At 36.9% G+C, this 17,602-nt stretch carries 17 protein-coding genes and 1 pseudogene; 7 read left to right on the forward strand and 11 right to left on the reverse strand.

The features are described 5' to 3' along the window. Positions 1-55: 55 nt before the first annotated feature. Positions 56-499, reverse strand: a pseudogene (locus tag BJB63x_RS05375) (DUF1036 domain-containing protein); the annotation flags it as partial. 312 nt (positions 500-811) lie between these two features. Here BJB63x_RS05375 and BJB63x_RS05380 point away from each other — a divergent pair. Further along, positions 812-1,069 carry a DUF2312 domain-containing protein gene (locus BJB63x_RS05380; protein ID WP_078719571.1) on the forward strand — a complete coding sequence of 86 codons (258 nt, stop codon included), beginning with the start codon at positions 812-814 and terminating at the stop codon, positions 1,067-1,069. On the opposite strand, the gene BJB63x_RS05385 is transcribed toward BJB63x_RS05380, so the two are convergent. The 3 genes from BJB63x_RS05385 to BJB63x_RS05395 form a co-directional block, all read right to left on the reverse strand. After that, positions 1,066-2,892, reverse strand: a complete 1,827-nt coding sequence (locus BJB63x_RS05385) for an ABC-F family ATP-binding cassette domain-containing protein (RefSeq protein ID WP_078719308.1) — start codon at positions 2,890-2,892, stop codon at positions 1,066-1,068. The two genes, BJB63x_RS05380 and BJB63x_RS05385, sit on opposite strands and share 4 nt — an antisense overlap. Positions 2,893-2,900: 8 nt before the next feature. Next, positions 2,901-3,278, reverse strand: a complete 378-nt coding sequence (locus BJB63x_RS05390; protein ID WP_078719309.1) for a hypothetical protein — start codon at positions 3,276-3,278, stop codon at positions 2,901-2,903. A gap of 107 nt (positions 3,279-3,385) precedes the next feature. Beyond that, complete coding sequence (locus BJB63x_RS05395; protein ID WP_078719310.1) at positions 3,386-4,042, reverse strand: thiamine diphosphokinase; 657 nt, start codon at positions 4,040-4,042, stop codon at positions 3,386-3,388. Between the two features lie 149 nt (positions 4,043-4,191). On the opposite strand from BJB63x_RS05395, the gene BJB63x_RS05400 reads away from it, so the two are divergent. Continuing rightward, positions 4,192-5,694 carry a M48 family metalloprotease gene (locus BJB63x_RS05400; RefSeq protein ID WP_078719311.1) on the forward strand — a complete coding sequence of 501 codons (1,503 nt, stop codon included), beginning with the start codon at positions 4,192-4,194 and terminating at the stop codon, positions 5,692-5,694. Positions 5,695-5,765: 71 nt separating this feature from the next. Here BJB63x_RS05400 and BJB63x_RS05405 read toward each other — a convergent pair whose 3' ends face one another. Next, positions 5,766-6,677 (reverse strand): RNA polymerase factor sigma-32, encoded by a 912-nt coding sequence (locus tag BJB63x_RS05405; protein ID WP_078719665.1) that lies wholly within the window; start codon positions 6,675-6,677, stop codon positions 5,766-5,768. A 522-nt stretch (positions 6,678-7,199) separates the two neighbouring features. Between BJB63x_RS05405 and BJB63x_RS05410 the strand changes: the two genes are divergently transcribed. The 3 genes from BJB63x_RS05410 (at position 7,200) to BJB63x_RS05420 (ending at position 9,956) form a co-directional block, all read left to right on the forward strand. Continuing rightward, positions 7,200-8,717, forward strand: a complete 1,518-nt coding sequence (locus BJB63x_RS05410; RefSeq protein WP_078719312.1) for a hypothetical protein — start codon at positions 7,200-7,202, stop codon at positions 8,715-8,717. A 45-nt stretch (positions 8,718-8,762) separates the two neighbouring features. Further along, positions 8,763-9,101: a ferredoxin FdxA gene (fdxA, locus tag BJB63x_RS05415; protein WP_078719313.1), complete on the forward strand. Its 339-nt coding sequence runs from the start codon at positions 8,763-8,765 to the stop codon at positions 9,099-9,101. A 279-nt stretch (positions 9,102-9,380) separates the two neighbouring features. After that, a complete protein-coding gene (locus BJB63x_RS05420; RefSeq protein WP_078719314.1) occupies positions 9,381-9,956 on the forward strand; it encodes a CarD family transcriptional regulator in 576 nt (191 codons plus the stop codon). A 346-nt stretch (positions 9,957-10,302) separates the two neighbouring features. Here the strand turns inward: BJB63x_RS05420 and rpmF are convergent, their stop codons facing one another. Together rpmF and BJB63x_RS06680 are read right to left on the reverse strand one after the other, a co-directional pair. Next, a complete protein-coding gene (rpmF, locus tag BJB63x_RS05425; protein WP_078719572.1) occupies positions 10,303-10,482 on the reverse strand; it encodes a 50S ribosomal protein L32 in 180 nt (59 codons plus the stop codon). A 208-nt stretch (positions 10,483-10,690) separates the two neighbouring features. Then, positions 10,691-10,918, reverse strand: coding sequence for a transglycosylase domain-containing protein (locus BJB63x_RS06680; RefSeq protein WP_078719315.1), 228 nt, complete (start codon positions 10,916-10,918; stop codon positions 10,691-10,693). 486 nt (positions 10,919-11,404) lie between these two features. Here BJB63x_RS06680 and BJB63x_RS05435 point away from each other — a divergent pair, with 486 nt between their 5' ends. Beyond that, positions 11,405-12,307: a polyprenyl synthetase family protein gene (locus BJB63x_RS05435; protein ID WP_078719316.1), complete on the forward strand. Its 903-nt coding sequence runs from the start codon at positions 11,405-11,407 to the stop codon at positions 12,305-12,307. Between the two features lie 168 nt (positions 12,308-12,475). On the opposite strand, the gene ispG is transcribed toward BJB63x_RS05435, so the two are convergent. Continuing rightward, entirely contained in the window at positions 12,476-13,714 is a 1,239-nt protein-coding gene (gene ispG, locus BJB63x_RS05440) for a flavodoxin-dependent (E)-4-hydroxy-3-methylbut-2-enyl-diphosphate synthase (protein ID WP_078719317.1), read from the reverse strand. Positions 13,715-14,096: 382 nt separating this feature from the next. On the opposite strand from ispG, the gene BJB63x_RS06755 reads away from it, so the two are divergent. Then, positions 14,097-14,255 (forward strand): hypothetical protein, encoded by a 159-nt coding sequence (locus tag BJB63x_RS06755; RefSeq protein ID WP_335617791.1) that lies wholly within the window; start codon positions 14,097-14,099, stop codon positions 14,253-14,255. Between the two features lie 195 nt (positions 14,256-14,450). Here the strand turns inward: BJB63x_RS06755 and BJB63x_RS05450 are convergent, their stop codons facing one another. Genes BJB63x_RS05450 through BJB63x_RS05460 form a run of 3 tightly spaced genes read right to left on the reverse strand, consistent with a single transcriptional unit; the run spans position 14,451 to position 17,572 of the window. After that, a complete protein-coding gene (locus tag BJB63x_RS05450) occupies positions 14,451-15,458 on the reverse strand; it encodes an HlyD family secretion protein (RefSeq protein ID WP_078719318.1) in 1,008 nt (335 codons plus the stop codon). A gap of 57 nt (positions 15,459-15,515) precedes the next feature. Beyond that, a complete protein-coding gene (locus BJB63x_RS05455) occupies positions 15,516-17,156 on the reverse strand; it encodes an MFS transporter (protein ID WP_236823853.1) in 1,641 nt (546 codons plus the stop codon). Then, positions 17,156-17,572 carry a F0F1 ATP synthase subunit epsilon gene (locus tag BJB63x_RS05460; protein WP_078719574.1) on the reverse strand — a complete coding sequence of 139 codons (417 nt, stop codon included), beginning with the start codon at positions 17,570-17,572 and terminating at the stop codon, positions 17,156-17,158. Before BJB63x_RS05460 ends, BJB63x_RS05455 begins: the two co-directional genes overlap by 1 nt. Positions 17,573-17,602 lie beyond the last annotated feature (30 nt).

Genomic DNA, 17,602 nt, shown 5'->3' on the forward strand with positions numbered 1-17,602 from the left:
AATTAGGCTCAGCAGGAGGTGCGAGCGTAGGTGCAGATGTAGCCTTCGATACAGAGGTACTCGGGGCCACTGTTGAATCGTGCAATACGGGTTTATCGGTCAACTGTACCATCCAGTTGGTTTGATCACCAGTATCAATTTCTTCAAACTTAGCTTTTTGAAACCCTCTCACAAAACAATTATGAATCCCTTCAATCGTAAATTGACTATCTTGCACACACATCATAACTGTCCCTACCCCACTTCCTTTTTTCCGAGTATTTTCGACATATAAATAATAAAATCGTGATACAAGGGGACCATCGATCAAGGTTCTACACTCTGTTGTTGGAACAATCCACCACCCTTCACTAACCCAGTTTGAGACCGTACGATAGCCAATAGCAATGCCAACAGGCTCTTGCGTTGTATTACAAACCCGAAAATCGGCTTTTGCACACTCAAAAGCAAAGAACAAAACAAGAACATTTAAGAATAAAATTCTAAGTCCTTTTAGCATAATTCTTGCTCATTGTGTTGTTTTTGTATTGTTTTTTAAACCCCATAAGTTCCATTTCCTAAAGTAAGCATTTAAAATAAAATATTCATTTCTTTTCTCTTTTTTCAAAACCATTGCACCCTATATATTGCTTCGCATATCTTTCCCACTTTTTGATATCTTTTTGCCAATGTAGACAGTTTATTTATAAAAAAAATTTAAAGTCAATGTGTAAAAAAAAATGTAAAGCTTGACTCTTTACCCATTCTTAAGGCATCCCCAATAATGGCTTATTATAAAAAACCAACAAATAATATATTCGGAGAAAATACGATGAGCGATGTGATTGATACCACACAAGCTATATCCGTCAATCAACTGCGTAGTTTTATCGAACGAATTGAACGATTAGAAGAAGAAAAAAAAACCATTTCTGATGATATTAAAGATGTGTATACAGAGCTTAAAAGCTCTGGTTTTGATAGTAAAGCAGTCCGCAGCATTATAAGACTCCGCAAGAAAGAAGATCATAAACGGATTGAAGAAGAAGCAGTCATCCAACTTTATAAAAACGCCTTGGGGATGAATTAATTCACAGTGTGTTTTTGTTCTATTTCTTCACGTAAAAGTTCAAGCTCTAACCATTCTTCTTCTTTTTGTGCACAGAGTTTTTTCTTTTTTTCTAGATCTATAGATAAATTTTCAAAACGATTTTTATCACAACAATAGAGCGCTGGATTAGAGAGAGAATTTTCAATTTCCTTGATTTCATTCTGCAACGTAGCAATCTGCTCCGGTAATTTTTCCAAAGCATATGTTTGCTTATAGGATAATTTACGCGATGTTTTTCCTGTACGGAACGATGTCCGTTTTGTCTGCTCGCGTGTTATTATTGGCTTTTGCGATTCTTTACACAAAGAAAGTGCAGCTTTTTTTATTTGAGCTTCCATATCACTATATCCCCCAGCATAGACAATCCAATGTCCATCTCCCTGAGGGGCTAATATATGTGTCACTGTTCGATCTAAAAAATCTCTATCGTGACTTACCAGCAAAACTGTTCCAGGAAAATCAGCAATAAATTCTTGCAAAAGGTCAAGCGTTTCAATATCAAGATCATTGGTGGGTTCATCTAAAATTAAAAAATTTGCAGACTGAGATAAAAGACGTGCCAACATTAAACGGGCTCTTTCTCCACCTGACAATTCCTTCAAAGGCGTACGCGCTTGTTCTGGTAAAAACAAAAAATCTTTCATATAAGAAACAACATGTTTCTCTTGCCCATTAATCAAAAGAGTATCTCCCCTGCCTCCTGTTAAATAATGCGCTAACGTTTCCTCTTCATTAACAGTACGCTGTTGATCAAGCAGAGCCATTGATAGATTATATCCTCGCTTTATGATTCCATGATCTGCAGCCTCCTGCCCTATCAAAACAGAAAGCAGTGTTGTTTTTCCAATACCATTTCGGCCAATCAAGCCTACCCTATCCCCCCGTTGAAGACGCCACGAAAAATCTTTGATAAGGATACGATCACCATAAGACTTTGAAATCTTCTTAGCTTCCAAAACAAGTTGCCCAGATTCCTGATTTTTAGACGCCTCAAACGAGGTATTTCCTAACGGCCCTTTATAGGTTTGAGAACGTTGACGCAATTCCTTTAACGCCCCCAAACGCCTTATATTACGCTTGCGCCGTGCAGTGACTCCATAACGCAACCATTGTTCTTCTCGTTCAATCTGACGGTCCAATTTATGTTGATCACGGGCTTCTTCTTCAAGCAGCTTATCTCGCCATTTTTCAAATTCAGAAAAAGGTTTTTCAACTCTTTTAGCTGTGCCTCTATCGATCCAAACCGTTGAACGCGTCACCTTTTCCAAAAATCTCCGATCATGCGAAATAACTACAATCGCTGACCGCAAAGAACACAACATTCCCTCCAGCCATTCAATTGTTGGTAAATCAAGATGATTGGTTGGTTCATCCAACAACAAAATATCTGGTTGTACGACAATTGCCCGTAATAATGAAAGACGTCGTTTTTCTCCTCCAGAAAGAGTCTCTGACTTTTCTGTGCCTGAAAAACCGAAATTTTCCAAAAGATTTTTTACCCATCGTTTATCATGAGTATTACTTAAACTAGCTTGTAGATAAACATTAACATCATCAAATCCTGAAAAATCAGGATTTTGCGGGACATAATGCAATACAGCCCGAGGGTGGCGAAAAATTTCACCTCCACTCGGTTCTAATAATCCAGCAGCAATTTTTAAAAGCGTCGATTTTCCACATCCATTACGACCCACAAGGGCTATACGCTCACCCTGACCAATTGATAAACTTACCTGGTTGAGTAAGGGATGTCCTCCAAAAGTTAAGAAAATACGATCAAGCCGCAGAAGTGGGACAACCATTCAAATTATTAACGGCAAGGAGCCTGGTAAAGTTTCCCTCTCTTATCAGTATAAGTACACAATTGTGGTTCTTGAGAAGGACAAGGCGCTTTATACACACCTCCTTTTCCATCACTGTAAGTGCATAAGGTAGACTGCTGAATCACCTTTTTTTGATTTTTTCTTTGCACTGCTGAAACACCTGTCACAGTTCCCGCAATAGCACCAACGGCTGCACCTGTTGCTGCTGCCCCAACTGTTCCACCACCAATTGCTGAACCTGCTAGAGCGCCCAATGCAGCACCACCAACACCATATTCTGTAATTTTTCGCTCAGAAACTGTACAAGCGGTTGAACTCAAACCAACAACTGCAATAACTGCCATTGTCAAAATCGGTTTTAACATATTAGACCCTTTCTCTACTTTAAAAGACTACAATCATGTCATACCATTATATTAGTCTTCGTGCTCTTTCTACTCCTGTTTCTTTATTTCTATACATACAAAGAACTTTATGGAACAGATACAGACGCTAATAATATAGCTTTACCAGAACCCAAATAACAATAAAAAGTTCCACAAATACGGTTAGAGAGTGTTAAAGAAGACCCAAAAGGAATATTTTTGTTTAACAATGGCCATTTAACCCCTGACATTGTTAAACCTTGTAAATCAGAAAATCCAATAATACTAAACAAGCATCCATCCGGTAAATCACAAGAAAAAACTGGCAAATTAGCAGAAAAAGACTGTGGCAAAATCGGCCATCCTTCCTCATGACCACTGGTCAATAACACTGAAACGCCTTTCTCTGCCAGAGCAATTGCTTGAGTCATATGAGATAAAGTATGATCACTTCTTTTTCCACCAAAAGCACCACATAAAATAAGCCGTTGAGCACCTTCTTGCAAAGCACGCTCACAAGCCAACGCGCTATCAGTTGCATCTTTATCAGAAGGAAAAAATTCCTGTGAAATATGACTATATTTCTGCAGTAAGTTCTCATTAGAAGAATCAAAATCTCCTAACCATAATTCCGGCATAACACATAATGACTCAGCATGACGTATCCCACCATCAGCAGCAATCACACGACTATTATGAATTTGGTTATGCAAACGTTGCGTAACGCAAATATCTCCATTTAACAATATTGTAAATGTTTTCATACCATATTATGCCTTTTATAAAGCGCTTTTTGATATATTATCGCTATAGATTATAATTATGAAGGTTCCTAAAGATCCCTAATAAAATTTTTACGTATAAAATGCATACAAAATTTTAAAGCTAAAATAACAAGAAAATGAGAAATGCAATGATTCGAGGGTTCAGATTTTTCCAAAAGAACTTTTTTTCTTACCACAAAATCTACAGAATATCTCTCGTAAGCCTCTTCCTTTTCCTTGTGGCATGCCAAACAGAATTTAAACGGAATGGTCGCTTCCATCCTTCAGACTTCCCTATAAGGCCCACCGATACCAACAATAATAACGTCTATGCCACATTGAGTGCTGCACAACATCCTCGCATCTTACAAATCTATGGCAATGAATATAATAATCCAAAACTCGAGCGTATGTTAGCAAAAATTATAGGAAAACTTGTTGCCGTCTCACACAATCCTAATAAAACTTATCATGTCACAATTTTAAACTCAGCCCATGTGAATGCATTTTCTTTACCAGGTGGTTATATTTATGTGACTCGTGGAATGCTGGCCCTGGCCAATGACTCTTCAGAAGTCGCAGCTGTGTTAGCTCATGAAATAGCGCATATCACAGCCAATCATGGTATTTTACGCTTACAAAAAAAGGCAGAATTAAATCACACAACCAGCACTTCCTCCCATGTTGAATTATCCTCTAAAGAAAAATTAAATAACACTGTACAAAACCAACAAACCCTAGCTCAATTTTCAAGGAACCAGGAGCTTGAAGCTGACGCCATTGGAATTGAAATGCTCAATCATGCTGGATATGATCCATTTGCTTCTTCACGTTTTCTGCAATCAATGGAAGCCTATAGAGCTTTTCGCAACATATCAAAAGCTACCAACGATTCATTAGACTTTTTAGCAAACCACCCAACAACCCCACAGCGGATTCGTCTTGCTATCAATAAAGCGCGTACAATCAGCAAATCTGATCCTAATACTAAAAACATCGACCGCGATACTTTTCTTAACAGCATCGATAACATGATTTTTGGAGACAGCCCTGACATAGGATATATGAGAGAAAACAAATTTGTTCATCCCAAATGGAGCGTCACTTTTTCCGTCCCAACCAATTTTACAATAGACAATTCTTCCCATGCTTTCATCGCAAGCAGTCCAGAAAAAATTGCAATTCGTTTTGATACTGTCCCCTTTCCCACCAACATGTCTGCAAGCGCTTATTTGAAAAGCGGCTGGGTTGCTGGACTTGATATGTCCTCTGTACATACCATAACAATTCAAAGCTTACCTGCAGCCCAAGCCTATGCAAGCAACGAACAATGGCAATTTAATATAGTTGTTATTCCCATAAAGAATCATGTCTTCCGCTTTTTAACAGCTGCTCCTCACCATTCCAAAAATTTTGAGGCCATCGCCCAAAATACAGCACAAAGTTTTCGCCTCCTTTCTCCTCAAGAATTGAGAAAGTTCCCTCCTTTAAAGATTCGTGTCATCAGTGTTCAACAGAAAGATACGATTTTAAGCCTTTCGGATAAAATGCAAGATACGCTACATAAAGAAAAACTCTTTCGTCTGATTAATGGACTTTCACCCACGCAGACTCTTCTTGAAGGATCACGGGTTAAAATTATTTCTGAATAAATTCAGAGTGATACTTTTTGCCCCCTGACTAACAATATAATTTCGATTTTTTTCAAAAAAACACTCAATATTTATACTTCATAAACCTCCGCTGGATTTACTGTTAAAAGAGCACAACGAAGTTTTTGCAAAGCCCGCGCTTCAATTTGACGTACACGTTCCTTTGAAATTCCTAATTTTTGGCCAAGCATTTCTAAGGTTGCCCCCTCTTCATTTAAGCGACGGAAACGAATAATTTCCAGTTCTCGTTCATTGAGAATTTTTAAAGCCTCATAAAGCCATTTTGTCCGCCGTTGCCCATCAATTACTTGCTCAATCACGGCATCGGGAAGAGGATGATCATCCACTAAAGAATCCATTTTAGAAATTGGATTTTCACCATTATCAGAAACAGAAAGACTTAATGAATTATCTGTCCCAGAAAAACGGAAATCCATTTTTTCAACATCACTTACTGAAACCCCAAGTTTTTCAGAAATGGTGCGAAAAATTTCTTGTTTGGTCAAGGCATTATCATCTTGAGCTAATTTAGCGCGCAAACGCCGAAGATTAAAAAAGAGTGCTTTTTGCGAAGAACTCGTTCCCCCCCGCACAATTGACCAATTTCTTAAAATATAATCTTGAATAGAAGCCCTTATCCACCAGGTTGCATAGGTTGAAAAACGAACTTCACGATTAGGATCAAAACGCGCAGCAGCTTCTAAAAGCCCAACATATCCTTCTTGGACCAAGTCCCCTAAAGGCATTTTAAAACGTTTAAAACGACTAGCAATTGAAATAACCAAACGCATATGAGCTGCTGCAATTTGGTGCATAGCATCATCATCACGTTTATCTTTCCATCGCAACGCTAAATCATACTCCTTTTTTCGTTCAAGATATGGCGCTTGCATTGCAGAACGCATCATATCAGGTCTCAGACTTTTATCAGCATCGTTATAATTTTTACTGTTTTTATACACAGCGTGTGAATGACTACTCATAATAATCCCTTGCGACTAAAATTATTTTCAAGTTTTTTAACAACGGCATCATTTTTTCTTTTAATAAACGTTAAAGTTGTTTTTTCATATAAACTACTTTAACGTGTATTTTTACAATCGCAATTGTTTTTTTACTTTGACCCCAAAACTTATTATAAAAAGACAAAAATTTATCTCTTTACGCATAGGTTTTCACACAGCAAATGACCACATCTGCTTGTTTCTAACAGCACAATCAAATAAACAGAAAAAATCAAAAAGAACAAATAAAAGATAAATTACTGTCTTCTGTTATTCACTTTACTATAAAATAAAGGAAAAATTTTAGCGTAAAATCTCTTAATTGCAACTAAAAGTTGTATATCTACATTCATGAAAAAAAATATCCAAGATTAAAATACTTGCAAAAGACGACAAGAACACATTGAAGCAAGTACAGTAAACATGCTAAAATAAAGAATGCAAAATGGTCTTATTAAGAATAACCTTTTTCCTCATAAAACACTAAGAAAGAAAATGATCATGGAGAACGAAATTATTCAAAAGGATGATGTTCTTATTGAAAAAAGTGGCAGCGGTAGATTTGAGGGATTTCGTTTTTATATCAATAAAAATAACACAGATGCAGATAAAGTAACTGATGAATATGTCGATAACGAAAGTTTAATTATCGCCTTTACTAAACGTGCAAAACGTTTTTGTGCTGCCGCTAATGGAGATTTTACCCTCAGTTCTGACGGAATTATTCGCTGGATTGGTCAACCCGTCGGACAACTGATCGCAACAACAGATATTTTAAAACCAAAAGCTCTTCTTTTAGCAGACGCGCAATTAACAGGAGAAGCGCGTGACCAAGTGATAGAACGATTAAAACGTTTTGTAATTTTTCATTTTGAAACAACCTTAAAACCCCTCCTAGACATACGCAATACTGAGAATCTGACAGTTTCAACAGCTAAACTTGCTTCGCAACTCTTCAATTCTTTAGGCATTTTATCCCGCCGCAGTGTAGCCAAAATAGTTAAAAACCTTAACCAAGAGGAACGAGGAAATCTTCGACAGCTTGGTGTTCGCTTTGGCGCTTTTAATATCTATGTTATGGGAATGCTTAAACCGGTACCAGTTCAAGCACTCACACTGCTTTGGTGTCTCCAAAATAAAGACAGTGATCAAACGGGTTTAAATGAAATATTAGCTGCTTTGAACAACGGGCGAACTTCATTTGTTGTTGATCCAACTTATAATCCAAAATTTTATCGTTTAGCGGGTTATCAAATCCTAGGGAAACGTGCTGTACGCATTGATATTTTAGAACGTCTTGCTAACCTCATTCGCCCAACACTACATTGGAAGCCAGGATTAGAACCAAAACCAGATGGTGCCTATGATGGTAAAAGTTTTTTTGTCACTCCGGCAATGATGTCTACTCTTGGTGCCAATGAGGCTGATATGGAAGAAATTCTTAAAGGACTTGGTTATCAGTCGCATTGTTATGACAGTTCTGTGCTTGCAAAAAATCTTTTAGACAAACACTCTTTCCCTAGTACCCCCATAACAATGGAACTTTTTCCTGAAGCAGAATGCATTGGTGATTTCTGGAAAACGATAAAAGAATCCAGCACATTCCAAACAGAAACAAAAACGTCTTCTCCTCTTGAACAACACCCCTGTGCTATAGATTGTTTACCAAAAGCTGAACCTGTTGGTGATTTTGCCAAACACATGCAAAACAAAGCGGAAAATAAAACTGTTTTATTGTGGCGTTATCATTATCAACAGATGAACCATCATCGAAATCGTGATAACTCTAAACAAAAGTGGAAAGAGAAGCACAAAAAAACTTTCACACAAAGAGGCAATACACTCCATGAAACCTCTTACGAAAAACCTTTAAAAGATCAACATTCGTGTAAATACAATAAAACTACTTCCGTACATAGTAAATCATCGCGAAAACAAAATCATGATCCTAATTCGCCTTTTGCAAAATTGGCTGTGCTTCGTGATCAACTTAAAAATGATAAGGATGCACATTTATAAATAAGCCCTTTTAAGGATCATTAAAATGGAAAATGGAGTTTGATCTTGACTTATGTTGTAACTGACAATTGCATTCAGTGCAAATACACTGACTGCGTTGAAGTTTGTCCTGTTGACTGTTTTTATGAAGGCGAAAATATGCTTGTCATTCACCCTGACGAATGCATCGATTGTGGTGTCTGCGAGCCAGAATGCCCAGCTGAAGCCATTAAACCAGACACTGAACCAGGATTAGAAAAATGGTTGGAACTCAATTTAAACTATGCAAATAGATGGCCTAATTTAATGACAAAAAAAGAGCCACTTCCCCAAGCAAAAGAAATGGATGGTGTTCCCGATAAATTAGAAAAGTATTTTTCAGAAAATCCAGGAAATGGTGAATAATACTTAATTTAATGAATACCACATCTCTCTAAAAGTTACATCATTTGACATGCACATAAATTTTCAAGAGAAATGATTGATTCTTTTGATTTTTTATGTTAACAAAGTTTTAACATAGCCATTTTGCTAAGTATTTTTTTTGCTTTTTTTACTAAAGTATTTTTTGCTTGGTTTTAAAGCACTTAGCTTCAGCGCTCGGTTCAAAAACATTTAGCTTTAAAGCGTTTAATCTTTTTGCCAATATCATTATAATTGGCCACAAAGGGAGTAAATTAAAATATGGCACCCCCGCAGAATACCTCTTTCAGTGCTAAAGATTTTTTAACCTCTGAATATATCGTCTACCCTACCCATGGAGTGGGCCAAATTATGGCGATTGAAGAACAAGAAGTTGCAGGACATAAATTAAAACTTTTTGTGATCCATTTTGCTAAAGATAAAATGGATGTAAAAGTCCCTATTGCAAAAGCTCTTTCTAGCGGAATGCGCAAATTATCTACTGTTGATTCCGTAAATCGTGCTTTCAAAATTCTTCAAGGAAGAGCAAAAATTAAACGCACTATGTGGTCACGACGAGCTCAAGAATATGATACTAAAATCAATTCAGGAGATATTATTTCTATTGCTGAAGTGATTCGCGATCTCTTCCGCTCAGACCTACAACCGGAGCAGTCTTATTCAGAACGTCAACTTTATGCTATTGCTCTCGACCGAATGGCTCGTGAAATCGCTGTTGTCAATAGTCTTACCGAAACAGAAGCGATAAACTTGATAGAAAAACACCTGAATAAGAAATCAAAAAGCGAATTTAAAAGTGAAATTGATGAAGGGAATAGTGCTGTTTATGCTGTGTAATCCGCTACGGGGTTTTGCATCATAACAGTATAAACCAACAGAAAGTTGGTTTATACTCTGCCTCTTAATCTCTTACTCGGCTTTTTAAGCTCTAGGCTTTAAGAAAAGGATTTTCTTGACGAGAAGTCAGAGGATTTTTTATGGCATATTAGTTCAACAGACAACATATCCCTCTTTCCGAGGAAGAGAGAAACTCATAGTTTTATAGAATAAAGTGTAAGTGCAACAAAAAGCTCTTCTGATTAAAAGTGACCACCTGTATAAGATTATAGAAAAAGTCTCTTGCTTATTTTATCCAAGTTATAGCATTCACAATGAGCTTAATCATTAGTAACTGATAGATAGCTTATTCTTTAGCAGGCAAAACTGAACGCCCACGATACATACCTGTTTTTAAATCAATATGATGAGGGCGACGCAATTCACCAGAACTTTTATCTTCAATATAAATGGATGCTTTAAGGGAATCAGCCGAACGGCGCATACCTCGTCTTGATGGAGAAGTTTTTCGTTTAGGTACAGCCATAAAAGGATACTCCATATTAACTACTACAGAAACAATCATGCTAAGAATGACGACTTCTGTCAACAATAGAATAAAATTTTGTTTCTTTATATACTGATTAAAGTCTTTTGACTAGACTTTCATATAATTTTTGTTTTTCTTTTCAATAATTCTAAATATCTTTTAATGAATACAGTGCATATAAGCAACGTGAAAACAAATTCGTTTTTCAATAAAACGGGTTAAAGCTATAAAAATTATCGATTGGTCGACGTGGATTGCGCCAATAAGGATTAGGTAAACTTGCCACAAGAGCCTCAACCGGTTGTAAAGTTAAATGCCATGCAGATTTCTGAAAATAATAAAAAGCTGCAGCTTCTATTCCATAAATTCCAGGCCCCCTTCTGCAATATTCAAATAGATCTCTATAATCTGTTTTTTTGATAAGATTAATCAGCTATAATAGAATAAGGCATTTCAATAACCTTACGGATATAAAACCGATTAGACTACAAAAAAAGATTTTTGATCATTTGCATATATTGTTGATCTTCCGCAAAAAGGTTTTAAATCAATTTTTAAGATATCGATCAACATAGTCCAATCAACACCAGAATGACAGCAAAACTGGCCACCTTAAGACATAATAACTCAAGATAGCGTAATCCATTTACGCTCATATCTCTTGTTACTTACCCAATCACACATCATTAAAATAAAAACAGGGTGAATAAAACCCAAACGGTAAATTAACAACAAAACAATTGGAAACAAAAACAAAAAACAACAAGATTAATCATATAATGTATGACTCTTATCGCCACCTTTTCTCCTCTTTCCCCTTTTTTCAAAAAATTTAAGAGCATGAAAATAACCATTTTATTCTTCATTTTTCTATCATAAAAAGAACCTCATCATTTTGCAAAGAAGAAAGGAAGAAATGATGCATGAATTTAAGATTCTTCTTGCAAAATATGCACACAATATTGAAAAACGACTCGATACACTTCTAAGTCATAAAGCCCAAAATGGTGAAATTATCCGACCTAAAATCCTTATCGATGCCATGCGTCACGGTGTTTTAAACGGTGGTAAACGCCTACGCCCTTTCTTGGTTATTCAAAGTGCTACTCTTTTTGATGTCCCTCCTGAACAATCTCTTGATATCGGCGTGGCATTGGAATGTCTTCACTGTTATTCACTCATTCACGATGATCTTCCTGCTCTAGATAATGATACACTCCGACGCGGCAAACCCACTGTTCACGTAGCCTTTAATGAAGCAACAGCAATTTTAGCAGGTAATGCTCTTCTCACTTTCGCTTTTGAAATCATTGCTAATAAAGCCTGTTCTTTTTCTCCAAAAACGAAAATTAATCTGATCACAGCTCTCACACAAGCTACGGGTCTTGGTGGTATGATTGGTGGACAAATGCTCGATCTAGAAGCTGAAAAAAAACCACAAGATGAGAGTGCAATAATCACTCTACAACATATGAAAACAGCCTCTCTTATGCGTTTTGCTTGTCAAGCAGGTGCAATTATGGGGCAAGCTTCCAAAACATTGACCGATAAACTTGCCTCATTTGGAACACAGATTGGCTTGGCTTTTCAATTGACCGATGACCTTCTTGATCTAATTTCTCAAACAAAAATTCTTGGAAAAACTGTAGGGAAAGACCAAACAGCCAACAAAGCAACACTGGTTAATCTTTATGGTATTGATGAAGTCCAAAAAAAACGAGATGAACTTATTAAAAAAGCGGAAGAACTTCTCATCCCCTTTGGAGCTAAAGCCATCCCACTCAAACAAGCAGCACATTTTATTGCAAAACGCAAAAATTAAAATTTACCACCTCTTTGGTATCATAAATAAAATAAAAGCAGATAGAATGACATACCCTTTTCGTATCAATCCTGCAAAAACATCTATGAATATACTCTTCCCAAATTGCTCTAAACTCTTCATCAAGATAAGAAAAGCAAACAGAACAACATCATTCTCTTGTGTCAATTACGTCCCAAAACGTGTATGAATATATTCACCTAAAATTGCTTCAAATTCTTCAGCAATATGAGGACCGCGCAAAGTCTTCACTTTTTTGCCATCAATAAAAACAGGAGCTGCTGGATTTTCGCCTACCCCAGGTAATGAAATTCCAATATCAGCATGTTTCGATTCTCCTGGTCCATTGACAATACACCCCATGACAGCAACTTTTAAACCTTCAACACCTGGATATTTATCACGCCAAATCGGCATATTTTTGCACAAATCCGCTTCGATTTTTTGCGCTAATTGTTGAAAAAACGTTGAAGTTGTCCGACCACATCCTGGACACGCAGCAACTACAGGAACAAATTGCCGAAACCCCATAACTTGTAAAAGTTCTTGACAAACTTTTACTTCTCGCGTTCGATCACCGCCTGGCTCAGGTGTCAATGAAATACGAATTGTATCACCAATTCCTTGCTGCAATAAAATTCCCAAAGCTACAGAAGAAGCAACAATTCCCTTTGTCCCCATACCCGCCTCTGTCAACCCCAGATGAAGAGCATAATTACACCGTTTTGCCAACATGGTATAAACAGCAATGAGATCTTGTACATCACTCATTTTAACAGAAAGGATAATATACTCCCGTCCTAAACCAGTTTCTTCAGCTAAAAGAGCTGAATGAAGTGCCGATTGAACTACAGCTTCCCGAATAACCTCAGTAACAGATAAAGGCTTTTCCTGCCGAGCATTTTCATCCATAAGCCGTGTTAACAACACCTGATCCAATGATCCCCAATTCACTCCAATTCGTATAGGTTTACGATAACGGCATGCTATCTGAATAATTTGAATAAACTGCTGATCCTTTTTTGCACCAAAACCAACATTGCCAGGATTAATACGATATTTTGCAAGCGCTTCTGCACACGTAGGATGCTCAGTCAAAAGTGTGTGACCAATATAATGAAAATCGCCTACCAACGGCACAAAAATACCCAATCTTTCTAGCCGTTCCCGTATCCTTGGAACAGCTGCTGCTGCTTCATGTCGATCAACAGTTACTCGAACCAATTGGGATCCTGCACGCCAAAGAGCAGCAATCTGAGCAACTGTCGCATCAACATCAGCAGTATCGGTATTCGTCATAGACTGAATAACAATCGGGTTCTCACCCCCAACCATAACATCACCCACCGCAACGGCAATAGACCGATGACGTTCTAAAGGTTTAGATAAATAATATGCTGCGTTCATCAGCTCCTCAAACTTGCAAAAACGGAGTTTATTTATCTTTATGGTAATATCCAGTATAGCACAATTCGAAAAAATGCATTGATCAGAAAATTTTCTTAAGAGTCTCTCTTTTTAAACATCAAGAACCGATGTTCAACAGAGGCTAGAAAAGAAGAATGAAACCTTTTAATTTTCAAACCGTTATACCAAACTCTACAGACAATCCTATCTTACATACTTGCATTAGATATTAAAATTAAGAAGGAATAAGCTAATGTATATATTTCAGAGCTCTTGCAGAAAAGATGATAAAATCAAAAAACGCATTGTGTAATTAAAAGAGGAGCTCACAACAATCAACCATCAGCACTTTCAAGATCATCTTTTTGAAAGGATCTCCAAAATGCTAAACAAACGGAAACTAAAAGGACACCAAGCTCTTTACAACATTAACACCCATGCCGAAGAACTGAAAAAGAAAGCAAAAGAAAATCCCAAAACAACCCTTTTATTAGCTGCTGGACTCATTTTAACCAGCTATTGCCTGGTACGCAAAAACTAACAACATACGGATACTATTAACTTTTCAATGGATCATCTTTTCACCACACACTAAGAAATGGTCACTCTGTTATCTTATCTTGAAAAAGATAAGAATTCTCAATTACTCTTTAAAATCATAAGAATGAAAGAATAAACCGAACAAAATCCTCTAAGCTAAAAAAACACTTATTGTAAAATATAAAGAAAAAATACTTCAATCTCTAGAAGAACGCGGTGCTGTATCAACATACGTCACCACCGACATTCCGGGAATAAGTTGCTTAATTCTCTCTTGCCCTGGATCTATGGCAATACGAACAGAGATGCGTTGCGCAATTTTGATAAAATTACCAATTGCAGTCTCTGTTCCTAATAATGCAAATTCTGACCTTGTTGCAGGAGCAAAACGCACCACACGTCCTGTTAATTTTTGATTATTTAAAGCATCAACAGAAAAAACAACAGGCTGTCCAATACGCATATCAGAAATCTGTGTTTCTTTGTAATTAGCAATAATCCAAATGTCATCAGGAATAACAGAAACCAACCGCATACCGGGCACTACATATTGCCCTACTTGTACTCCAACCGATCCAATATGTCCCACAGTAGGAGAAATAATTTTAGTATGAGCTAGATTCAGCTCAGCTACTTCAACACTCACTTTTGCTCCTGCAATATCTGATTGCAAACCTTGTCGTTCAAAATCCAATTGCTTGTGCAACTGGCGCTTTGTTTCAAATGTCACTGATAAATTTAGAAAAGCAGAAGATAATGGTAAACTTTCCTGAGTATTTAAATCCTTATTAGAATGAGACAAAGTATTTTTAGATAATTTTTGAAAATGAACCATCTCAGCTCTTATCTTATCAATTTCCTTTTGCAAAAGTTGAATTTGTAACAAAACGCTTGCGAGTTTTGCCTTTTTTGCTTCAAGAATTGCTTGCGCTTGAGCCAACTGGTACCGAAAAAGGGTATCATCCAATTCAAACAAAACCATTCCCTTTTCAATCCTTTGATAATCTTGAACATAAACTCGTTTTACCACACCAGAAATTTGCGGACTTATAAGGGTGATATTTCCCTTAATCGAGGCATTATCTGTTTTTTGAAAAGTGCTTATAAATGGTGGTAATTGCCAAGCCCATAAAATCAATACAATACCCATTACACCTGATAGGAATGCAACAATTGTTGATTTTGATCGCAAGACTTTGATCATCCCTTTTCACCTACGCATTACTGATCATACTTTACTTTTTAAAGTATTACGAAATTATCATAAAGAATATAATCTATAAAATATTTTGATAAGAAAAATAATAAAAACAACCATTGCCATATAAAAATAAAGCCGAAAAACATCACTATAAGCCAAAATATTTGCTGTCAATTTTAATTGATCTGTCAGGTTTAATATCGTTATCCCATCCTCCAAACTACGAAATATTAAAGCACTATAAGGAGAGGACAAGCTATTGACCTCATTGAAAACAAGTGAACCCATAGAACCCGTAGGTATAATTTCTTGCGTTAAATACTCAAAATGATGACGCGCGAAAAAAAATTGCAAACTGCCAAAAAGAGCTGCACTCATAAGCCCTCCTGTGACTTGTGCCAATAAAAAAATCGCAATAAAACTTAAAACATAATTGGGGCCTCGCACACTTGCTTTAACAAAGCCATTACATAAAGCAGGAGGCAAAAAAAGAGCATAACCAAAACCTATTAATCCTTGACTCATAATCATATCTACTGGACGGGTTAACAGACTGACATAACTATCTAAATAAGATCCCAATGCTAAACAGCTCAAAGATAAAAGATAAAAATAATCTTCACGGCCCGTTCGTAAAAAAAAGACACAAACGCCACCTCCTAAAAGCGTACCCAAAGCAACTGCAAGATACATAGGAGCCATATCACGATTCAACAAACCAAAAAGATTAAAGAAGTCGGCAGCTAAAGTTGATTGCTCCAATAAAAGAATTCGAAATACCAATAAAACCAAAACAACTTGGATCATTTCTTTGCTGAAAAGCCAACGTAAATAAACCAATGGAGTTGCTCTATTCAGCTCAATCATAATGGCAATTATCAAAGAAAAAATAGCAAGCGCAAGCCCCCAACCAATCCATGGTGTTTCAACCCACCAATACCACTTGCCAACAGACATTACGATAGCATTTAAACCAAGCCCAAGCGCAATTAAACTATAACTCACCCAATCTAGCTTTTGAAGCACCTTGTTGCGAGCAATCGGAGTGAGTGGCAGAGAAAAAATACATCCTAAACCGATCAATACAAGCCCTATCTCCAACGCTGAAAGACTAGAAAATCCACCCTTTTCGAGAAGACTCGGCGAAATCAAACGCGACAAAGGAATAGCTAAAGCCGCATTCATATAATTTAAACTGAGACCAATAGTAAATTTTTTTTCTGGAGCAAAAGCCTCCATCATATAGAGAAATGCTAATGAAGCCATTGGTGCAGCAGCAATACCAGCGAAAAAACGAATAATCAAAGCTGAGTGTAAATCCGTAACAAACAAATGCAAAATACACACCAAAACAAACCCAAGGATCGATAATTCAGCAAAATTTCGTAGACCAAATTGATAACGAATCTTAATTAAGATGATTGCAATACTTACATTGGGCGCCATATAAGTACCGACCAACCATATAGTTTCAATAAGCGTTATATTGAAATCTCCCGTGAGCTCAATAACATTAGCTTGAACCATATTGGCCCCTAAGCCATAAGCCCATTGTAAAATACAAGAAGCAAAAATATAAATGAGGCATTTTGGTACAGATCCCGCAAAAATAGTACCCGGATGAGAAAAAAGCCCAACTTCCGCGACAGGCACTATTCCATTACCCTCATTGTTTATATCGCCTGTCTCTGCATTTTTCATTATGCTACTGCTGAAACACCACCCATAAATGTTAGTTTATGAAAAACCTCTTCCACTTTATGATGAGCCTGACCGCTTGAGTTTTCTTCCACCATAACTCGAACTTCTTCCAGGCAGTGCTCAAGGTCATGAAGAGATAAATGATCAACAGAAACAACAGTTTCAGCCAAAAGAGAACACCCCGCAGATGTAATATCTGCAACCCCTCCCAAAAGGGCAAATACCCTTTCTCCCGAGGAAGATATAACTCTAATAACACCCGGAATTAAACTCACCACTACAGGAGCATGATAAGCCATAACCGTTAAATATCCGGATGTTGAAGGTAGAACAACAGACACAACTTTTTCTGAAAAGACAAGTTTTTCAGGAGATATAAGTTCAAACAAGAAAGATTCTGTTCTTTTATTTTCCACGGGAACCTCTTGCCTTTCTAAGACAAACAT

The organism is Bartonella sp. JB63 (genome assembly GCF_002022665.1).
GTDB lineage: Bacteria > Pseudomonadota > Alphaproteobacteria > Rhizobiales > Rhizobiaceae > Bartonella.

Excerpts from the sequence above, each read along its gene's own strand:
- BJB63x_RS05455 (WP_236823853.1), bottom strand. The coding sequence starts at position 17,156 with ATGAAAAATGCAGAGACAGGCGATATAAACAATGAGGGTAATGGAATA.
- BJB63x_RS05435 (WP_078719316.1), top strand. The coding sequence starts at position 11,405 with ATGCATGAATTTAAGATTCTTCTTGCAAAATATGCACACAATATTGAA.
- BJB63x_RS05420 (WP_078719314.1), top strand. The coding sequence starts at position 9,381 with ATGGCACCCCCGCAGAATACCTCTTTCAGTGCTAAAGATTTTTTAACC.
- BJB63x_RS05450 (WP_078719318.1), bottom strand. The coding sequence starts at position 15,458 with ATGATCAAAGTCTTGCGATCAAAATCAACAATTGTTGCATTCCTATCA.
- rpmF (WP_078719572.1), bottom strand. The coding sequence starts at position 10,482 with ATGGCTGTACCTAAACGAAAAACTTCTCCATCAAGACGAGGTATGCGC.
- BJB63x_RS05405 (WP_078719665.1), bottom strand. The coding sequence starts at position 6,677 with ATGAGTAGTCATTCACACGCTGTGTATAAAAACAGTAAAAATTATAAC.
- BJB63x_RS05380 (WP_078719571.1), top strand. The coding sequence starts at position 812 with ATGAGCGATGTGATTGATACCACACAAGCTATATCCGTCAATCAACTG.
- BJB63x_RS05395 (WP_078719310.1), bottom strand. The coding sequence starts at position 4,042 with ATGAAAACATTTACAATATTGTTAAATGGAGATATTTGCGTTACGCAA.
- BJB63x_RS06755 (WP_335617791.1), top strand. The coding sequence starts at position 14,097 with ATGCTAAACAAACGGAAACTAAAAGGACACCAAGCTCTTTACAACATT.
- ispG (WP_078719317.1), bottom strand. The coding sequence starts at position 13,714 with ATGAACGCAGCATATTATTTATCTAAACCTTTAGAACGTCATCGGTCT.
- BJB63x_RS05390 (WP_078719309.1), bottom strand. The coding sequence starts at position 3,278 with ATGTTAAAACCGATTTTGACAATGGCAGTTATTGCAGTTGTTGGTTTG.
- BJB63x_RS05400 (WP_078719311.1), top strand. The coding sequence starts at position 4,192 with ATGATTCGAGGGTTCAGATTTTTCCAAAAGAACTTTTTTTCTTACCAC.
- BJB63x_RS05410 (WP_078719312.1), top strand. The coding sequence starts at position 7,200 with ATGGAGAACGAAATTATTCAAAAGGATGATGTTCTTATTGAAAAAAGT.
- BJB63x_RS05385 (WP_078719308.1), bottom strand. The coding sequence starts at position 2,892 with ATGGTTGTCCCACTTCTGCGGCTTGATCGTATTTTCTTAACTTTTGGA.